Origin of the sequence: Acinetobacter lwoffii (assembly GCF_024129855.1) — a bacterium.
Lineage (GTDB): Bacteria > Pseudomonadota > Gammaproteobacteria > Pseudomonadales > Moraxellaceae > Acinetobacter > Acinetobacter lwoffii_L.
The window spans coordinates 59,170-75,262 of sequence record NZ_JAMXXC010000002.1; the positions used below are offsets into that span (position 1 = coordinate 59,170).

Here is a 16,093-nt window from a genome sequence, read left to right on the forward strand (position 1 = left end):
TTTTTATGTTATGTGGATGCTTCAGAATTTACTCAGTTTCTTGTGCTAAAAAATCACGATGTACATGGCTTAAATCTACCAGCTCATAGTCTGCCAATTCAAAAATTTGCCAAATTGCAATCGCATCTTCTTTTAAATCGACTGCCTGGGTCGCACGATTCGACAATTGCCATTGCAAATCAGAAATCCATAAATAGTATTGCCTAGTCGCCGCATTAAAGGCCTGAACTTTTCCATCGGCATTAATCCCTTGAATGATGGCGCCTTCAGGTAAGGTCGCTTCAAGATTGGGTAAGCTAATGTCCACAAAATGCTTGATTTGTCGCAAACCATAACCTGCAAACATTTCTTTTTGAGCTTCACTTAACTGTGCATATTTTTGCTCTATATCTGCAATTACCAGTGTGTCCATGTCACCTCCCATCGGTCAAATGCTGAGACTCTACTCAGCAATATTTCATTTTAAATATTAAATACTAGTTATTGTTATACCTGAAATGGCGCATTTAACGAATAAGACAATAGTGAAATGCTTACCCGAACGCCAATGTTCAGTTCAATTCCATTTTAAGGTTTATATATGAAAGTTTTGTGCCAAAAATACAATTTTCATGATTTTTATTCTTTAAAACTGGGCACATGATCAATCTTCTTTATGCTGCGCACGCGGATGGGCCTGATCATAAATCTGGGCCAGATGGTCAAAATCAACATGGGTATAAATTTGCGTGGTGGTTAAATTACTGTGTCCCAGCATTTCCTGCACCGCTCGTAAGTCCCGGCTATTCGACAACATATGACTGGCAAAACAATGTCTTAACAAATGCGGATGCAGATCCACATTGACGCCTGCGCGCTGCGCCTGAAATTTAACCCGATTCTCAATCTGTCTTGCACCGAGCGGATTGCCTTTCTGGGTAATAAATACATTCGCCTCCGGTACAAAATCGCCATTCCATAAAGGATAGACTTGCAACCAAGCCATCACGCTGTCTTTGGCCTTGGAACCGAAAGGCACAATCCGGGTTTTATTGCCTTTACCAGTAATGCGTAATAACTGCCGGTTGAAATCAATATCTTTAATTCTCAGGCTTTGCAGTTCTGCCAGACGCAACCCACTCGAATAAAGCAATTCCAAAATCGCTTTGTCCCGGAGCCACATTTGCTGCTGTATTTCATTTTCGGGCGCAGGCTGATCAATAATCTGGTTGACTGTTTCAATATCCACCATGCCCGGCAAAGGACGCGATTGACGTTTTAACTGAAAATCATCCGCCGGATTAAAAGCCATATGCTGAGCCTGCTCGGCCCATTTCATAAACTGGCGAATAGCCGAAAGCATACGTTGCAGACTGCTAGGACTGAGCTGATGCTGTTCCACTTTTTCAGCCAGAAACTGGCGTAAATCGGTGGCTTCTACATCGTTTAAATTGAGCTGCTCACGCTGGCAAAACTCTAAAAAATCTGAGACATCACGTTCATAGGCTTGCAAGGTATGTTTGGACTGGTTTTGAATTTCACGTTCTTTCAGCCACATGTTAAGCAAGAGTTGAGGTGGGACAATCACTGCTTGCTCCATTTAGAGTTGCTCCAAATAATCTTGAATCAGCATTGCAACCTGATTTGCATGAGAATTGGCAAAGAAATGATCTCCACCTTGGATAATATGCAATTTTGCATTTTTAAAAATTCCTGCCAAGTATTGTCCAAGCTGAACAGTACTTAAAGGATCATGATCGCCCCAGATCAGTAAGATCGGAATGTCAAGACTTTCAAGCTGAATGCGGCTAAATTCAGTTTGGTCTTGTACAAACCAGTCCGGTGCTGTTTTAAAATGTTCATGATAATCTGTTCGCCAGTCTGCACAATGAAATGATTGCAAATTCAGGCCACCAGATGTCGCCAACAATACCAGTCCTTTGACTTTCTGTGGATGCTTAAGTACCAACCCAACGGCCAATACACCACCCATAGACTGGGCAATCAGAATGGAATCATACTCTATCTGCTTTTCCACGAATTCTTGCAAATCATGCAGATTTTGAATGGCCAAATTTGGTGCTACGCCATCAAAGCTTGGATAGGCAATGACTTGCTGATCTGGATATTCGGTTAATGCTGCCTTTAATGGCTGCCAAAAGTGCTGGCTTCCTGAAGCACCCGGCAGGAAAACAAGCGTATTCATCTCGGTCAAATTCTACGGTTTTTCCCATCCTAGCATAAAAAAAGCACCATCGATCAGACAGTGCTTTTTTCTCAAGCGGAACCAAGCTTAACCCTGGAAATAACGTAAATCCAGACGTCCTTCATACACGGTCGCCGTTGGTCCGGTCATCCAGACCACATCACCTTCTTTCCATTCAATTTGCAGCTTGCCGCCTGCCAGTTCAACTTCCACTTTGCTCGACAGCAGACCACGGCGCATACCTGAAATTGCGGCAGCACAGGCACCTGTACCACAAGCTAAGGTCTCGCCTACACCACGCTCGTACACACGTAAACGTGCATGTTTTTCATCAATAATCTGCATAAAGCCAGCATTGACTCGTGCCGGGAAGCGCGCATGTGATTCAACTTGTGGACCAATACGTGCGACATCGGCAGCAATCACATCCGGTACGATTGTCACCGCATGTGGATTCCCCATATTGACCACATCAATGGTCAGCTTTTCACCGCCAGCAAGATCGATGTCATACAGGCTCTCCTGCGCATCAGCTACAAATGGAATTTCCTGAGGCAAAAATTTTGGATAACCCATATTGACCCGTACCCAACCATTCGCACCCAATTCCGGCTCAACAATACCAGATTTGGTTTGTACCTTGATTTTGGTTTTGGTCGTGAGCTGACGATCATGTACAAATTTGGCAAAACAGCGCACGCCATTGCCACATTGCTCCACTTCCGAACCATCGGCATTAAAAATCCGGTATTTAAAGTCTGCACTTGGCACATCGGGTGGCTCAACCACCAAGAGTTGATCAAAACCAATGCCGAAGTTACGGTTGGCCAAACGCTGAATGGTCAAAGTGTCTAAATAAGCACGCTGGCTGATCAGGTCAACCACCATAAAGTCATTGCCCAGACCATGCATCTTGGTAAATTCTAATAACATCCTGATTTATCCTTAAGGCAATAAACGCTCACGTTCCCAGAGTGATTCAATCGTTTCACGTTCACGAATCAAATGCGCCTGATCACCGTCGACCATTACTTCAGCAGCACGACCACGGCTGTTGTAGTTTGAGCTCATCACAAAACCGTATGCACCAGCGCCAAGTACAGCCAGCACATCATTTTCCTTGATCGCAAGCTCGCGCTCTTTACCCAGGAAATCACCAGTTTCACAAATTGCACCCACGACATCCCATTCTTTCGTTTCGATATCGGTACGAGGTGTAACAGATTGAATATCCATCCATGCTTCATATAACGCAGGGCGAATCAGGTCATTCATCGCAGCATCAATAATCGCGAAATTACGGTAATTCGTTGGTTTTAATAGATCCACTTTAGTCAGCAGCACACCTGCATTAGCAGAAATACTACGTCCCGGTTCCATATACACTTTCAAGCCCAACTTTTCTAAAGCCGGACGTAGCGCATTGGCATATTCTTCAACTGACGGCGGGGTTTCATCTTTATACGTCACACCCAGACCACCACCGATATCGATGTGTTTGAGGTGAATGCCCAGCTCTTTTAACTGGTCGATCATGACAATGACACGATCCAGTGCATCCACAAATGGCTGGGTTTCAGTCAACTGTGAACCAATATGGCAATCAATCCCGACCACATCCAGATTTGGCAATGACGCTGCATATTGATAAGTTTCAAACACGCTATCCGATGGAATACCGAATTTATTTTCTTTTAAGCCCGTTGAAATATAAGGATGGGTTTTGGCATCGACATCCGGATTGACACGCAATGAAATCGGCGCTTTGACATTTAATTCAGTCGCAACTTTCTGTATACGATCCAGCTCGGCATAAGATTCGACGTTAAAGCAGGCAATCCCAACTTCTAGCGCTTTTTTGATATCCGCTTCAGATTTACCCAGACCCGAAAATACAATTTTCGATGCATCACCACCGGCTTTCAGCACACGCGCCAATTCACCACCAGTCACAATATCAAAACCGGCACCCTGTTTGGCCAATACATTCAATACCGCAAGATTAGAGTTGGACTTTACCGCAAAACAGATTTGATGGTCGATAAAATCAAAAGCACGATCCATATCTAAAAAATGCTTTTCCAAAGTGGCTTTAGAATAAACATAGAGTGGTGTGCCAAATTGCTCCGCGAGCTGTTGTAATGAACATTGCTCAGCGTGCAATACCCCATTAATGCGGGTGAAACTCATGAAGGTATCCTTTCTGTGAAAGCGTTATGGTGTGGTTTTAACGTCTGAATCGGTAGGTGCAGCAAACTGTTGTTGCACGGGTGCCTCGCGTTCTTCATCGGACGCTTTAGGCTCAGTTTCAGTATTTTTGTATAACAGATACTTGGCACGCTTGTCGTAATTCGGATCATTTGGCAAGTGCAAAGCACCTGACTGTCCACAACCTGCAAGAACAAGACCTGTCGCTAAGATACTGATGTAGCAAATGACTTGGCGCATCTGACCACCTAATGTAATAGTTTCGATGAAGTATAACGCGATCATTCGGCATGACCCAAGCGTTAAACGCTAGAGAGTATCTTTAGACAAAAAAAAACGCCAGCAGATCGCTGACGTTTTTATTGATAAGGTTTATTTATGTTTCTGTTTATAGAAACCAAAATAGCCAATGATTAACAGGATAAACCAGATCGGACTGATCATCAGTGCCTGGCGGGTATCCTCTTCCAGCGCCAAGACCACGATCATGCTCAGGAAGAAAATAATCACGACCCAACAAGTCACTACACCACCTGGCAACTTAAAAGTTGACTTTGCATGTAGTTCTGGACGTGTTTTGTAATACACGATATAGCTCCAGATAATGATGATCCAGACACAAATAAACAGAATCGTGGATAAAGTCGTGGCCAAGGTAAAGGCCCGAACGGTATCCGGAACAAAATACTGAAGTGCTGCACCCAGCAACAAACACACGGCAGAAAAATACAGGGCATTTGCAGGCACAGCGCGACGGTTCAAGCGACCAAAGGCAACCGGTGCCTGCTCTTCACGCGACAGGCCAAACAGCATACGGCTGGTCGAGAATACACCACTGTTCATCGAGGACATCACCGAGGACAATACCACCAGGTTCATGATGATCGCAGCCGCTGCAATGCCAGCCTGACTGAACAGGTTTACAAAGGGCGATACATTCGGGTCAATCTGGTTCCATGGTGTCACTGACATCACAATTAGCAGTGCCAATACATAGAAAATAATGATACGGATCGGAATAGAGTTCACCGCTTTTGGCAGGTTCTTTTCCGGATCTTTAGTTTCAGCTGCGGTAGTCCCCACCAGCTCTACCCCGACAAAGGCAAAGATTGCAATCTGGAAACCGGCCAGGAAGCCCATGGCACCCGTTGGGAACAAACCGCCATGCTCCCAGATATGACTAAAGGATGCGACCGTACCGGCATCATTGGTAAAGCCGGTAAACACCATCCACAGACCAACGGCAATCAGCACCACAATAGCGATAATTTTGACCAGGGCAAACCAGAATTCCATTTCTCCAAACAGTTTTACCGTGACCAGATTCAGCCCCATGATAAACACAATCGCGGCAACACTGATCATCACCCCTTCTTCAGGGCTAAACGGCAAGCCATTATTGAAGAATTGCAGATAATAAATAATGGCTGACAGATCTGCGATCCCGATGGTGATCCAGCACAGCCAGTAGGTCCAGCCGACAAAGTATCCGGCCCAAGGCCCGATCAGATCCGTGGCAAAATCAATAAATGATTTATATTGCAAATTGGAGAGTAACAATTCCCCCAATGCACGCATCACCAGAAAGACCATAAAACCGATAATCATATAGATCACCAGAATTGAAGGACCTGCGAGACTAATGGTTTTACCCGAACCCATAAACAGGCCGGTTCCGATGGCACCCCCAATGGCAATTAACTGTAGGTGCCGATTGGACAAACTCCGCTTTAATTCACCGTGCTCTGCCGACGAATTGTTATATTTTTCTGACATTATTAATTACAACTTTGAGTTTTACTCGCGACAAATTAACGTAAAAAATGCTGAATACAAAAATAAAATTTGCATCATTTGTATTTCCTGATTAATTGAAGAAGTTAATTTATTTTTCTTATATCGCTCTACAGTTACATTTCTGCTTTATTTTTGACCTGCGATATTCCAGTAATTTCTTGTCAAATTTTTAAAACTGTGTAAAAAATAGAACACTATTCAGCCAATTTATGCATTCAGGATGAATGCATCTGGCATAGCAATTGCTTTTTAATCAATACCTCGAACTACACAGACATGGATCAATAAGAAGAATTTTATGCAAAATTTACAAAGTTTAATGGAAACTTTAAGCGGCTGGGTGTGGGGCCCTTATATGCTGGTACTGATTGTTGGTACCGGGATCTTCCTCACCTTCCGTTTATTGTTCTGGCAGTTCCGCATGTTGCCCCTAGCCTTCAAACAGGTCTTTGGCAAGCATCCTGACCACTCAGGGGACATTTCCCAATTCGCTTCACTCATGACCGCACTCTCTGCCACGATTGGTACCGGTAACATTGCCGGCGTAGCCACTGCCTGTGTCCTCGGTGGCCCGGGCGCCGTGTTCTGGATGTGGATGACTGCCTTGTTTGGTATGGCGACCAAATATGGCGAAGGTGTTCTGGCAGTCAAATACCGAGTGAAAAATGAGAAAGGTGAAATGTCCGGTGGTCCGATGTACTACATCGAACGTGGTCTGAAATGGAAATGGCTGGCGCTGATTTTTGCCTTGTTCGGGACACTGGCTTCTTTTGGGATTGGCAGTTCAGTACAGTCGAATACCGTAGCACTGGCGGTTGAAAACAGCCTGGGCATCGAAACCTGGATGACGGGGATCATTATCACTGCCTTTTCAGCACTGGTGATTTTGGGCGGGATTAAATCGATTTCCAAAGCTTCTTCTGTGATCGTGCCGATTATGGCGGTGGGTTATGTGGCTGGCGGTCTGATTATTATTTTTAATAATCTGGAACTGGTCGTGCCGGCACTAAAAATGATCTTCACCTATGCATTTACCGGTGAAGCTGCAGTGGGCGGTGCGATTGGTGCGGCGATTCGTTATGGTGTGGCACGTGGTGTATTCTCCAACGAAGCCGGCATGGGTTCTGCGCCGATTGCTGCCGCAGCGGCAAAAACCGATCATCCGGCCCGTCAAGGTTTGGTATCCATGACCGGTACCTTTATTGATACGATTATTGTCTGTTCAATTACCGGTATTGTCCTGGTGATGGGTTATATCATGGCCGGTAATTCATTCGGAGATCAAACCGGTGCGGTATTGACTATCGGCGTGTTCGACAAACTGCTGCCGGGTGTCGGTGGTTGGGTGGTCACTTTCGGTATTATTTTCTTCGCCTATTCCACCATTTTAGGCTGGAGCTACTACGGAGAAAAATGTGCCACCTATTTACTCGGTGAAAAATTCGTACTGCCTTACCGTATCATTTACATTGCTACAGTTTTCATTGGCTGTGTGGCCACACTGGATCTGGTCTGGCTATTTGCCGACACCTTCAACGGCCTGATGGCGGTTCCAAACCTGATTGGCTTATTACTTCTGTCTGGTGTTATTGCCAAAGAGTCGAAAGACTTCATTGCAAGACGTAAATCTGGTGAACTTTATTAATTGATAAGTTGTGTAAATATTCAATTCACATATAAAAAAGCCACGTAAATCGTGGCTTTTTATGCTTCATCTTTTCCATTCTTCATCATGAAAATTTAGCAACGTAAACCACTACAAGCCAGCTTGTCCCACTCAGATTCAAGCTCCAACGCTAGTCCTAAAGATAAAACAAAAAACTGAATGCCTTTAATTTTCATATTGCCCTGTTCATCTTCCAGATATCCACTCAATTTTTGATAGGTTTTATGATGCAGATCAAAAGGTACATCCAGATAAAGACCACCCAGGTAGATTTCACTATGGACGGTTTGATCCACACCTAAACACGGCATATAGACAATGCCCTGTTGCTCTAGCCAGCCGATCAACATTTGGCGAACCGAGTTTGCGTCCCGATCTGGATGTACATAATGATCAAAATGCACAAACAGCACATCACGGTTTTTTTCACGTGCGATCGCATCAATATGTTTCAGCAATTGTGACAAGATCTGTTCCATTCCAGCATAACAAGATGGGCATTATAGACGGCGTTGACGCATAGCATTCAAATCAGCATAAATAAAAACGACAAGCCTTGTCGTAAAAACCATGATTTTTCAGGTGAAAGGCTTGGTTTTCTATAGCATTCACCGCTATGCTGTCACTCAATTTCAATCGCTACATCTTCAAATATGGCTAAAGCAAAAAGTGTGTATCGTTGTGAACAGTGTGGTGCCGATCATCCAAAATGGTCGGGGCAGTGTTCTGAATGCGGGGAATGGAACAGCCTGGTTGAGGTGACCATTGCACCGGCAGTGACGCATCGCGCCCAGCCAAAAATCGGTGGTGGATATGCAGGCCAGGCGTCCAGCATCACGACTTTAAATCAGGTCTCAGTCTCTCATGAAACCCGTCTACCAACGGGTATCAGCGAATTTGACCGGGTCTTGGGTGGCGGACTGGTGACCGGGTCGGTGGTCCTGATCGGCGGTGATCCCGGGATTGGTAAATCTACCATCTTGCTACAAACAGCCACACACATGGCATCTGCCAAAAATCCGGCCCTATATGTGACCGGTGAGGAATCCTTGTCTCAGGTGGCTTTACGTGCCCAGCGTCTGGATCTGCCGACCGACCAGCTCAAAGTCATGGCAGAAACCTGCGTCGAACGTATTTGTGAAGTACTGGCCCAGCAACGTCCTGCGGTGGCAATCCTGGACTCGATCCAAACCCTGTACACCGAAACCCTGCAATCTGCACCAGGTGGTGTCTCACAAATTCGTGAATCAGCGGCCTTGTTGACCCGTTTTGCCAAAAATAGTGGCACGTCTTTGTTTCTGGTCGGTCATGTAACCAAAGAAGGCGCACTGGCCGGCCCACGTGTACTGGAACATATGGTGGACTGTGTGCTGTATTTTGAAGGCCAGTCGGATTCACGTTACCGGATGATCCGAGCGGTCAAAAACCGTTTTGGTGCGGTCAATGAGCTCGGTGTGTTCGGCATGACCGATAAAGGTCTGCGCGAAGTTTCCAATCCTTCAGCCATCTTTTTAAGCCGTTATGATGAAGCGATTCCCGGTTCGATTGTAATGATCAGCCGCGAAGGTACGCGCCCGCTACTGGTTGAGGTTCAGGCACTGGTCGATGATGCACATGGCCAACCAAGACGCGTAGCGCTTGGCCTGGATCAGAACCGTCTAAATATGCTCCTTGCAGTCATGCATCGGCATGGTGGTGTGCAAACCTCCGGCCAGGATGTTTATGTCAATATTGTCGGTGGATTGAAAATTACCGAAACAGGTTCGGATCTGGCGGTACTTCTCGCCTGCGCTTCCAGCATTCGTGGCAAAGCCTTACCGCAACAGCTGGCGGTTTTTGGGGAAGTCGGACTGTCTGGAGAGATTCGCCCTGTGCCGAACGGTCAGGAACGGCTGAAAGAAGCGATTAAACATGGTTTTAAATACATTATTGTCCCTCGCGGCAATGCACCGCAAAAATCCATCGAGGGCGTGCAAATTATTGCAGTTGCGCGTTTACATGAAGCCTTGAGCGAGGCAATGGCGCTGAGTGATGAACTCAATTAACTGTAAACCGGCTCATTTCGTACAAAGAGCAAAAAAATACAGATTTTTGATTGAAATTCCACACAAAGCCTATATAAATAGACTGTACAAACAGGTTTTATTCTCATAGGAAAAATGAATGGAAGTTCGACAGCGCGGTTTGATCACAGGTATCTTGACAGCAGTTTTATTGGTTGCGCCTTTTGCAGCTGAAGCAAAACGTGCCGGTGGCGGTAAAAGTCACGGCATGCAACGTTCTGCACAACCTACTCAATCTTATCAACAACCTCGTCAAGCTGCGCCTGCTCAACAAGCGCCAGTTGCCGGTGCTGCAACCCAGCAAAAATCCGGTCCGGGTGTCGGCGGCATGGTTGCCGCGGGTGTAGCCGGTGCTGCGATTGGTGCAGTTGCTGCCAATGCCTTGGCGGATGATCAAAGTGTAGCAGCATCTGAAGCTCAGGCTGCTCAAGCCGAAGAGGAAAAAGGTGGTATTCCAGGCTGGATCTGGATCCTTCTTGCTGCTGCTGTTGCCTTCTTCATTTTCCGTAAGATGGGCGCAAAAAAAAAAGTAGCTTCTAACCCATACGCACCAAATAGCGGTGCTGGTAATACAGCACCTTTTGGTCAGGCACCGACTGCACCTCGCGGTGGTGACAGTACCAATATTTTTGGTCAGAATGTGGGTGGTCAAACGTCAAGCAACAATGCTCCGTTCGGTTCTGCTCCGGTAAATAACGCGCCTTTTGGTGCAGCTTATACCCAAAGTGGCAGCCAGTTACCGGATGGTACTGAACCTGCAGCATTCTTGCGTGTAGCGCGTCAGCGTTTTAACCATATTCAGTCCATGAATACAGCAAGCAACATTTCTGAAATTCAGCGTTATCTGACTCCTGAACTTTATCAGTCAATGTATAACGACATCATGAGCAATCAGGATCAGGATGTTGCCGAGTTTTCAAATCTGAATGCGATGGTCGTCGACTCATCGACTGACAATGGCCAGTATATTGTCAGCGTACGCTTTACAGGTACGGTAAGCGAAGACTTAAACAGCTTGCCGCAACCGTTCGCAGAAATCTGGCATTTCACCAAACCAGCAGGTTCAAATCAGGACTGGGTGGTTGCAGGTATTCAGCAAGACTAATCGTGAATAAATGAAGTTTAGACAGCGGCCTTCGAGCCGCTGTTTTTATTTTCAAGCCTTACATTTTGATCTTTTTTAATTCCTTTCCCCCTCTCTTTTTTAACCTAACTTCCAGTTTTACTTATTTTTCATATAAATAGTTCAACAACCCATATTTAAAATCTAAACAATAATTGTTATCATTATCATTAATTACTTCATAAGTTTGTAAATAGAATTTTCGATGATGAATAGTCCGAATATGCAAGCCATAGCGACTGGAACAGTTACTGCACCGAAACCATCAAGCAAAAATAAAGTCAAAGCAAGTATGCTGGCTTATCGTGGGATGATTTTATATCGCTTTATTCTGGCGGGTGCTGGCGGTTATCTACTGGCTACACTGGCAACGATCGTGATTGCCCAGCTTTTTATCGACAGTGGAAGCAGTGCAGCCATGTCCGCCACCCTGATTGGCTTTAGCTTGAATGCTGCTGCATTTATCTGGGTATTTATGGTGAATAAGACGCTCAAAGCTACGCTCGGGATCGCGATTCCCGGTGTTTTACTCTATATCGCCTATAAGCTTTTAGGAAATTGAGATGAGAGTAGATGCAAAACCCGAAGGTCCACGCCAGTCGATGTCGTGGTTGCATACCTGGGCCAGTCTGATTTTAGGCTGGCTTTTATATGCGATTTTCTTGACCGGAACCTTAAGCTTTTTCCAGAACGAAATTACCGTCTGGATGAAACCGGAATTTCATCAATCAGTTCCACCAAAGACTCAAATCGAACAAACCCGTGTGGCACTGGCTTATCTGCAACAGCACCATCCGGATGCTGGCAGCTGGGCAATCCAGCTTCCTAACTCACGCCAAAATACTACCACCCTGACTATTCGTAGTGCCGGCGAAGATCCGCGTGCCCGTCGTGGCGGTACCCGCGTGACGATTGACAGCGCCACCGACGAAGTTTTGCAAGCGCGTGAAACACGCGGTGGTTCATTCTTATACCGTTTCCACTTTGAATTGTATGGTTTGCCAAGAATCTGGGCGCGCTGGATGGTCGGCGTTGCGACCCTGCTCATGCTGGTGGCAATCATCAGCGGTGTCATTACCCATAAGAAAATTTTCAAGGATTTTTTTACTTTCCGTCCCGGCAAAGGTCAGCGTTCATGGTTGGATGCACACAATGCTACTGCGGTATTTGCCCTGCCCTTTCACATCATGATTACCTTCAGTGGCTTATTATTATTGCTTTTTACCCTCATGCCCTGGGGCGTAAACCAGATTTATGAAAATCGTGGTGCTTTCCTTCAGGATCAACGTAAGAGTTTGGTTCAAGACAACAGTATTCAGGCTGAATCCCGTGAAAGCCATAGTTAGAGCAAAGAACGTCGACCGCAAGCTGAGAGAGAAAATCGTGGCGAGCGCGGTGAAATGTCTGCACGCAGTGAAGGTCGCCGCTCTCGTGATGAAATGCAAGCTGCACCTCCTGCACCGTTAACCGATCTAGCTCCGATCTTGGCAACAGCCGAAAAAGAATGGAAAAATAATCCGGTGGGTATGATAACTATTATCCAGCCAAATACCGTAAAAGCAGAAATTGAGCTTCGTGCCTTAAACGGAGTCAGCGTAGCTTATCGCAATGTTTATCCGAGCCTTGCTTTTAATGGCGTAACAGGTGAATTAAAGCCAGATCAAACCACACTGAAAATACCTTCAATCGCAAATGGTATTTATAATGTATTCACCACATTGCATGAAGCACGTGGCGTAGATCTGGCGTTACGCTGGTTATTGTTCATGTCAGGTGTGGTGGGTACCTTGATGATTGCCACCGGCTTGATTCTATGGTGTGTCAAACGTGCACCACAGCAACAGAAACAAGGCTATAAATCGTTTGGTTATCGTCTTGTGGAAGTCACCAATATCGCTGCCATTATTGGTTTACCTGTTGCCTGTGCTGCCTATTTCTATGCCAACCGTTTTATTCCGGCAGACATGGACATGCGTCTGAACTGGGAAATACGTAGCTTCTTTATTGTCTGGTTGCTGACTTTACTGTATACCATGATTCGCAGTCATCGTCAGGCCTGGCTGGAACTATTACTGCTTGCCACTGCTGCATTTGCCTTGCTCCCAATCGTCAATTTTCTGACCGGCGGTCAGGCGATCTGGAATAGCATCTTGCATGGTCAATGGGTCATTGCTTCTTTTGATCTAGCGATGTGGGTGCTTGCGATCTTGTTCTGGTTTTCATTTAAAAAAGTGAAAAACCATAAAGGCTTGTCGCCTAAAAAAGCCAAGGTTGCTCTCAAGGAGAATCAGTCATGATGTTTTTCTTACTGATTTGGGCTTTAACTTCACTGGGTTTCTTTGCGCTTGCAACGTCGATGTCCAAACATCAAAAACAGATTTTTGACACAGAACTCAACCCTGCAAAAACACAACTTGCGACTATTCTCGGTTGGGTATTGCTCATACTCGCCCTGATTCTGTGCCTGTGTACAGGAGCTATCAGCAATATGATCAGTTACTGGCTGGGTAGTCTGACTTTTGCAGCACTGGTGGTCGGCTTAAGCCTGAGTTATCTGGCAAGTAGAATTAAAGTGATCGTAATGTTCTGTGTGTTCATCGCCTCGATCTCAGGGATTCTTTGCTTGATCTAATCATTTGATTGACCAATCTCTTTAAAAAGCTGACTTTCGGATTGGCTTTTTTGCTTTAAACCTTTTAGTCTACACACAATATTTTTGAGATGTTGATATGACCCAGCGTGTTTCTCCCCCTGCTGCCCTGACCAATCTTGCCTTAGCCGGTAATGCTGAAGCGCAATTTGAACTGGCTGAGCTGTATATGCAAAGCGAGCATGATGATGACATCATTCTGGCTGAAGAATGGGCATTGAAAGCTGCCAACGGCGGGCTGGTGGATGCAATGTACTGGTTAGGTGAAGGTTATACCGTTTATGCCAAAGAATTAGCAGAAGAAGATCCGGAAGAATCCAAAGCTCACTTTGAGTTAGCCTATTACTGGTTAAGCAAGGCCAATATCGAGAAGCACCCTGCTGCGACTTTAGAGCTGGCCGGTTTCTACCGTCGTGGTGATGTGATTGAAAAAGATGTAGAGAAATCAATTTCTTTAGTCAAACAGGCTGCGGAATGGGGTGAAGTTCAGGCCATGCGCGATCTTGCTTTTATTTATGGGAACGGTTTAGGTGTTGTCGCTGATGACATACAGGCAGATTACTGGACACAAAAAGCAGATAAGATTGAACAGGAAATAGAATAAATAAAAAGCCCGTCAGATGATGGGCTTTTTTAAACGCATAATCATGACGATAAAATTAAATATCGTGCTTATTCCCCTGTGAGGCGGGAGAATCAAAAAAAGAATAAATAGAAAATATTCGATTTTAATGCCTACAGGCTGACAGGCTTTTGATCAACTAAAAACTCAAAACTTAGAAAACAATTAATATTATCTTTTTTCAACTTGGCTCATTCATAGAATCCAAGTACAATACTGCGCTAGTCGAGGGATGCTGCGACGTTTTACAGGCACTAAATGTAAAATCGCTAGGCTCGACCATCGGTCAGACATTCGTTCTGATCAACAACGGCATCCGCGAACAGAACGATCCAATCTATTTTTTCCTAGGAGATCCTGATGAACGCGGTTACTGCTTCATTTACAGATTACAAAGTTGCTGATATTTCACTTGCTGATTACGGCCGTAAAGAAATTAAACTTGCTGAAGCTGAAATGCCAGCCCTCATGGGTCTGCGTAAACGCTACTCGGCAGCAAAACCACTTGCAGGCGCGAAAATTCTCGGCTGTATCCACATGACCATTCAAACAGCTGTTTTAATTGAAACGCTGGTTGAATTGGGCGCTGAAGTTCGTTGGACGTCATGTAACATCTTCTCGACTCAAGACCATGCTGCTGCTGCAATCGCTGCTGCGGGCATTCCCGTGTTTGCCTGGAAAGGCGAAACTGAAGAAGAATACATGTGGTGTCTTGAACAACAAATCAATGTAAATGGCACGCCTTGGGATGCCAACATGATTCTTGACGATGGCGGTGATTTAACACTACTTGTTCATGAAAAATACCCAGAAGTGATTGAAAAAATTCACGGTGTAACTGAAGAAACAACGACAGGTGTTCAACGTCTGTACGAAATGCTTCGTGATGGCACTTTAAAAGTTCCTGCAATCAACGTAAACGATTCAGTAACCAAGTCTAAAAACGACAACAAATACGGTTGCCGTCACTCACTGAACGATGCAATCAAACGTGGTACAGATATGCTTTTATCTGGCCGTCGTGCACTTGTGATCGGTTATGGTGACGTAGGTAAAGGTTCTGCGCAATCCCTTCGTCAAGAAGGCATGATTGTACGCGTAACTGAAGTTGATCCAATCTGCGCAATGCAAGCATGCATGGACGGTTACGAAGTTGTATCTCCATACAAAAATGGCGTGCAAACTGGCAAGAAAGAAGACATCAATGTTGACCTTCTTCAAAACACTGACCTTATCGTAACTACAACAGGTAACTACCACGTATGTGACGCTGCAATGCTTGATTCATTAAAAGCTGGCGCAGTTGTTTGTAACATCGGTCACTTTGATACTGAAATTGATACAGCTTACCTACGTGGCTACAAGTGGGTTGAAGTTAAACCTCAAGTACACCAGGTGTATCGTTCAGAAAATGAAAATGATTACCTGATCCTTCTTTCTGAAGGCCGTTTGGTGAACCTTGGTAATGCGACTGGTCACCCATCACGTATTATGGATGGTTCATTTGCCAACCAGGTATTGGGTCAAATGCATTTATTCGCTGAGAAATTTGCTGATCTTCCAGAATCTGAAAAAGCTGCACAAATTCGTGTAGAACTTCTTCCTAAGAAATTAGATGAAGAAGTTGCTGCTGCGATGGTTGCTGGTTTCGGTGGTGTCTTGACTCAATTGACTCAAGAACAAGCGGATTACTTAGGCGTTCAAGTTGAAGGTCCATTCAAGTCTGATGCTTATAAATACTAATTTTTGTTTTTACCTCTCCCTAGCCCTCTCCTAAAA

15 protein-coding genes and 1 pseudogene are annotated in these 16,093 nt (G+C 45.1%); 8 read left to right on the plus strand and 8 right to left on the minus strand.

The annotated features are described in order from the left end of the window. Window positions 1-28: 28 nt before the first annotated feature. The 7 genes from NI465_RS02070 to NI465_RS02100 form a co-directional block, all read right to left on the minus strand. Window positions 29-412 carry a hypothetical protein gene (locus tag NI465_RS02070; RefSeq protein ID WP_004645713.1) on the minus strand — a complete coding sequence of 128 codons (384 nt, stop codon included), beginning with the start codon at window positions 410-412 and terminating at the stop codon, window positions 29-31. A gap of 231 nt (window positions 413-643) precedes the next feature. Further along, window positions 644-1,579, minus strand: coding sequence for a site-specific tyrosine recombinase/integron integrase (xerA, locus tag NI465_RS02075; protein WP_004645714.1), 936 nt, complete (start codon window positions 1,577-1,579; stop codon window positions 644-646). Next, the gene (locus NI465_RS02080) at window positions 1,580-2,185 is read right to left on the minus strand and encodes an alpha/beta fold hydrolase (RefSeq protein ID WP_253144142.1); all 606 of its coding nucleotides are present in this window, start codon (window positions 2,183-2,185) and stop codon (window positions 1,580-1,582) included. Between the two features lie 87 nt (window positions 2,186-2,272). Next, window positions 2,273-3,118, minus strand: a complete 846-nt coding sequence (gene dapF, locus NI465_RS02085; protein ID WP_219308792.1) for a diaminopimelate epimerase — start codon at window positions 3,116-3,118, stop codon at window positions 2,273-2,275. A gap of 12 nt (window positions 3,119-3,130) precedes the next feature. After that, on the minus strand, window positions 3,131-4,375 hold the full coding sequence (gene lysA, locus NI465_RS02090) for a diaminopimelate decarboxylase (RefSeq protein WP_253144144.1): 1,245 nt from the start codon (window positions 4,373-4,375) through the stop codon (window positions 3,131-3,133). A 24-nt stretch (window positions 4,376-4,399) separates the two neighbouring features. Beyond that, window positions 4,400-4,633 (minus strand): LPS translocon maturation chaperone LptM, encoded by a 234-nt coding sequence (lptM, locus tag NI465_RS02095; protein WP_195726050.1) that lies wholly within the window; start codon window positions 4,631-4,633, stop codon window positions 4,400-4,402. Window positions 4,634-4,765: 132 nt separating this feature from the next. Continuing rightward, on the minus strand, window positions 4,766-6,169 hold the full coding sequence (locus tag NI465_RS02100) for an amino acid permease (RefSeq protein ID WP_253144147.1): 1,404 nt from the start codon (window positions 6,167-6,169) through the stop codon (window positions 4,766-4,768). 319 nt (window positions 6,170-6,488) lie between these two features. Here NI465_RS02100 and NI465_RS02105 point away from each other — a divergent pair, with 319 nt between their 5' ends. Then, window positions 6,489-7,835, plus strand: coding sequence for an alanine/glycine:cation symporter family protein (locus NI465_RS02105; RefSeq protein WP_005247668.1), 1,347 nt, complete (start codon window positions 6,489-6,491; stop codon window positions 7,833-7,835). Window positions 7,836-7,930: 95 nt separating this feature from the next. On the opposite strand, the gene NI465_RS02110 is transcribed toward NI465_RS02105, so the two are convergent. Further along, window positions 7,931-8,335: a hypothetical protein gene (locus NI465_RS02110; RefSeq protein ID WP_004645721.1), complete on the minus strand. Its 405-nt coding sequence runs from the start codon at window positions 8,333-8,335 to the stop codon at window positions 7,931-7,933. Between the two features lie 174 nt (window positions 8,336-8,509). On the opposite strand from NI465_RS02110, the gene radA reads away from it, so the two are divergent. From radA to ahcY, 7 genes and pseudogenes are all read left to right on the plus strand, one after another. After that, window positions 8,510-9,901, plus strand: coding sequence for a DNA repair protein RadA (gene radA / locus NI465_RS02115; RefSeq protein ID WP_004731817.1), 1,392 nt, complete (start codon window positions 8,510-8,512; stop codon window positions 9,899-9,901). Window positions 9,902-10,019: 118 nt separating this feature from the next. Then, window positions 10,020-11,024: a Tim44 domain-containing protein gene (locus tag NI465_RS02120; RefSeq protein WP_004731819.1), complete on the plus strand. Its 1,005-nt coding sequence runs from the start codon at window positions 10,020-10,022 to the stop codon at window positions 11,022-11,024. A 223-nt stretch (window positions 11,025-11,247) separates the two neighbouring features. Continuing rightward, window positions 11,248-11,604, plus strand: coding sequence for a hypothetical protein (locus NI465_RS02125; protein WP_016807069.1), 357 nt, complete (start codon window positions 11,248-11,250; stop codon window positions 11,602-11,604). 1 nt (window position 11,605) lies between these two features. Further along, window positions 11,606-13,339: pseudogene (locus tag NI465_RS02130) on the plus strand (PepSY-associated TM helix domain-containing protein). Then, entirely contained in the window at window positions 13,336-13,674 is a 339-nt protein-coding gene (locus tag NI465_RS02135) for a DUF3325 domain-containing protein (RefSeq protein ID WP_180086270.1), read from the plus strand. Before NI465_RS02130 ends, NI465_RS02135 begins: the two are co-directional and overlap by 4 nt. Window positions 13,675-13,771: 97 nt before the next feature. Next, entirely contained in the window at window positions 13,772-14,296 is a 525-nt protein-coding gene (locus tag NI465_RS02140) for a tetratricopeptide repeat protein (RefSeq protein WP_253144149.1), read from the plus strand. Between the two features lie 378 nt (window positions 14,297-14,674). Then, window positions 14,675-16,057, plus strand: a complete 1,383-nt coding sequence (gene ahcY / locus NI465_RS02145) for an adenosylhomocysteinase (RefSeq protein ID WP_005103920.1) — start codon at window positions 14,675-14,677, stop codon at window positions 16,055-16,057. Window positions 16,058-16,093: the final 36 nt, after the last annotated feature.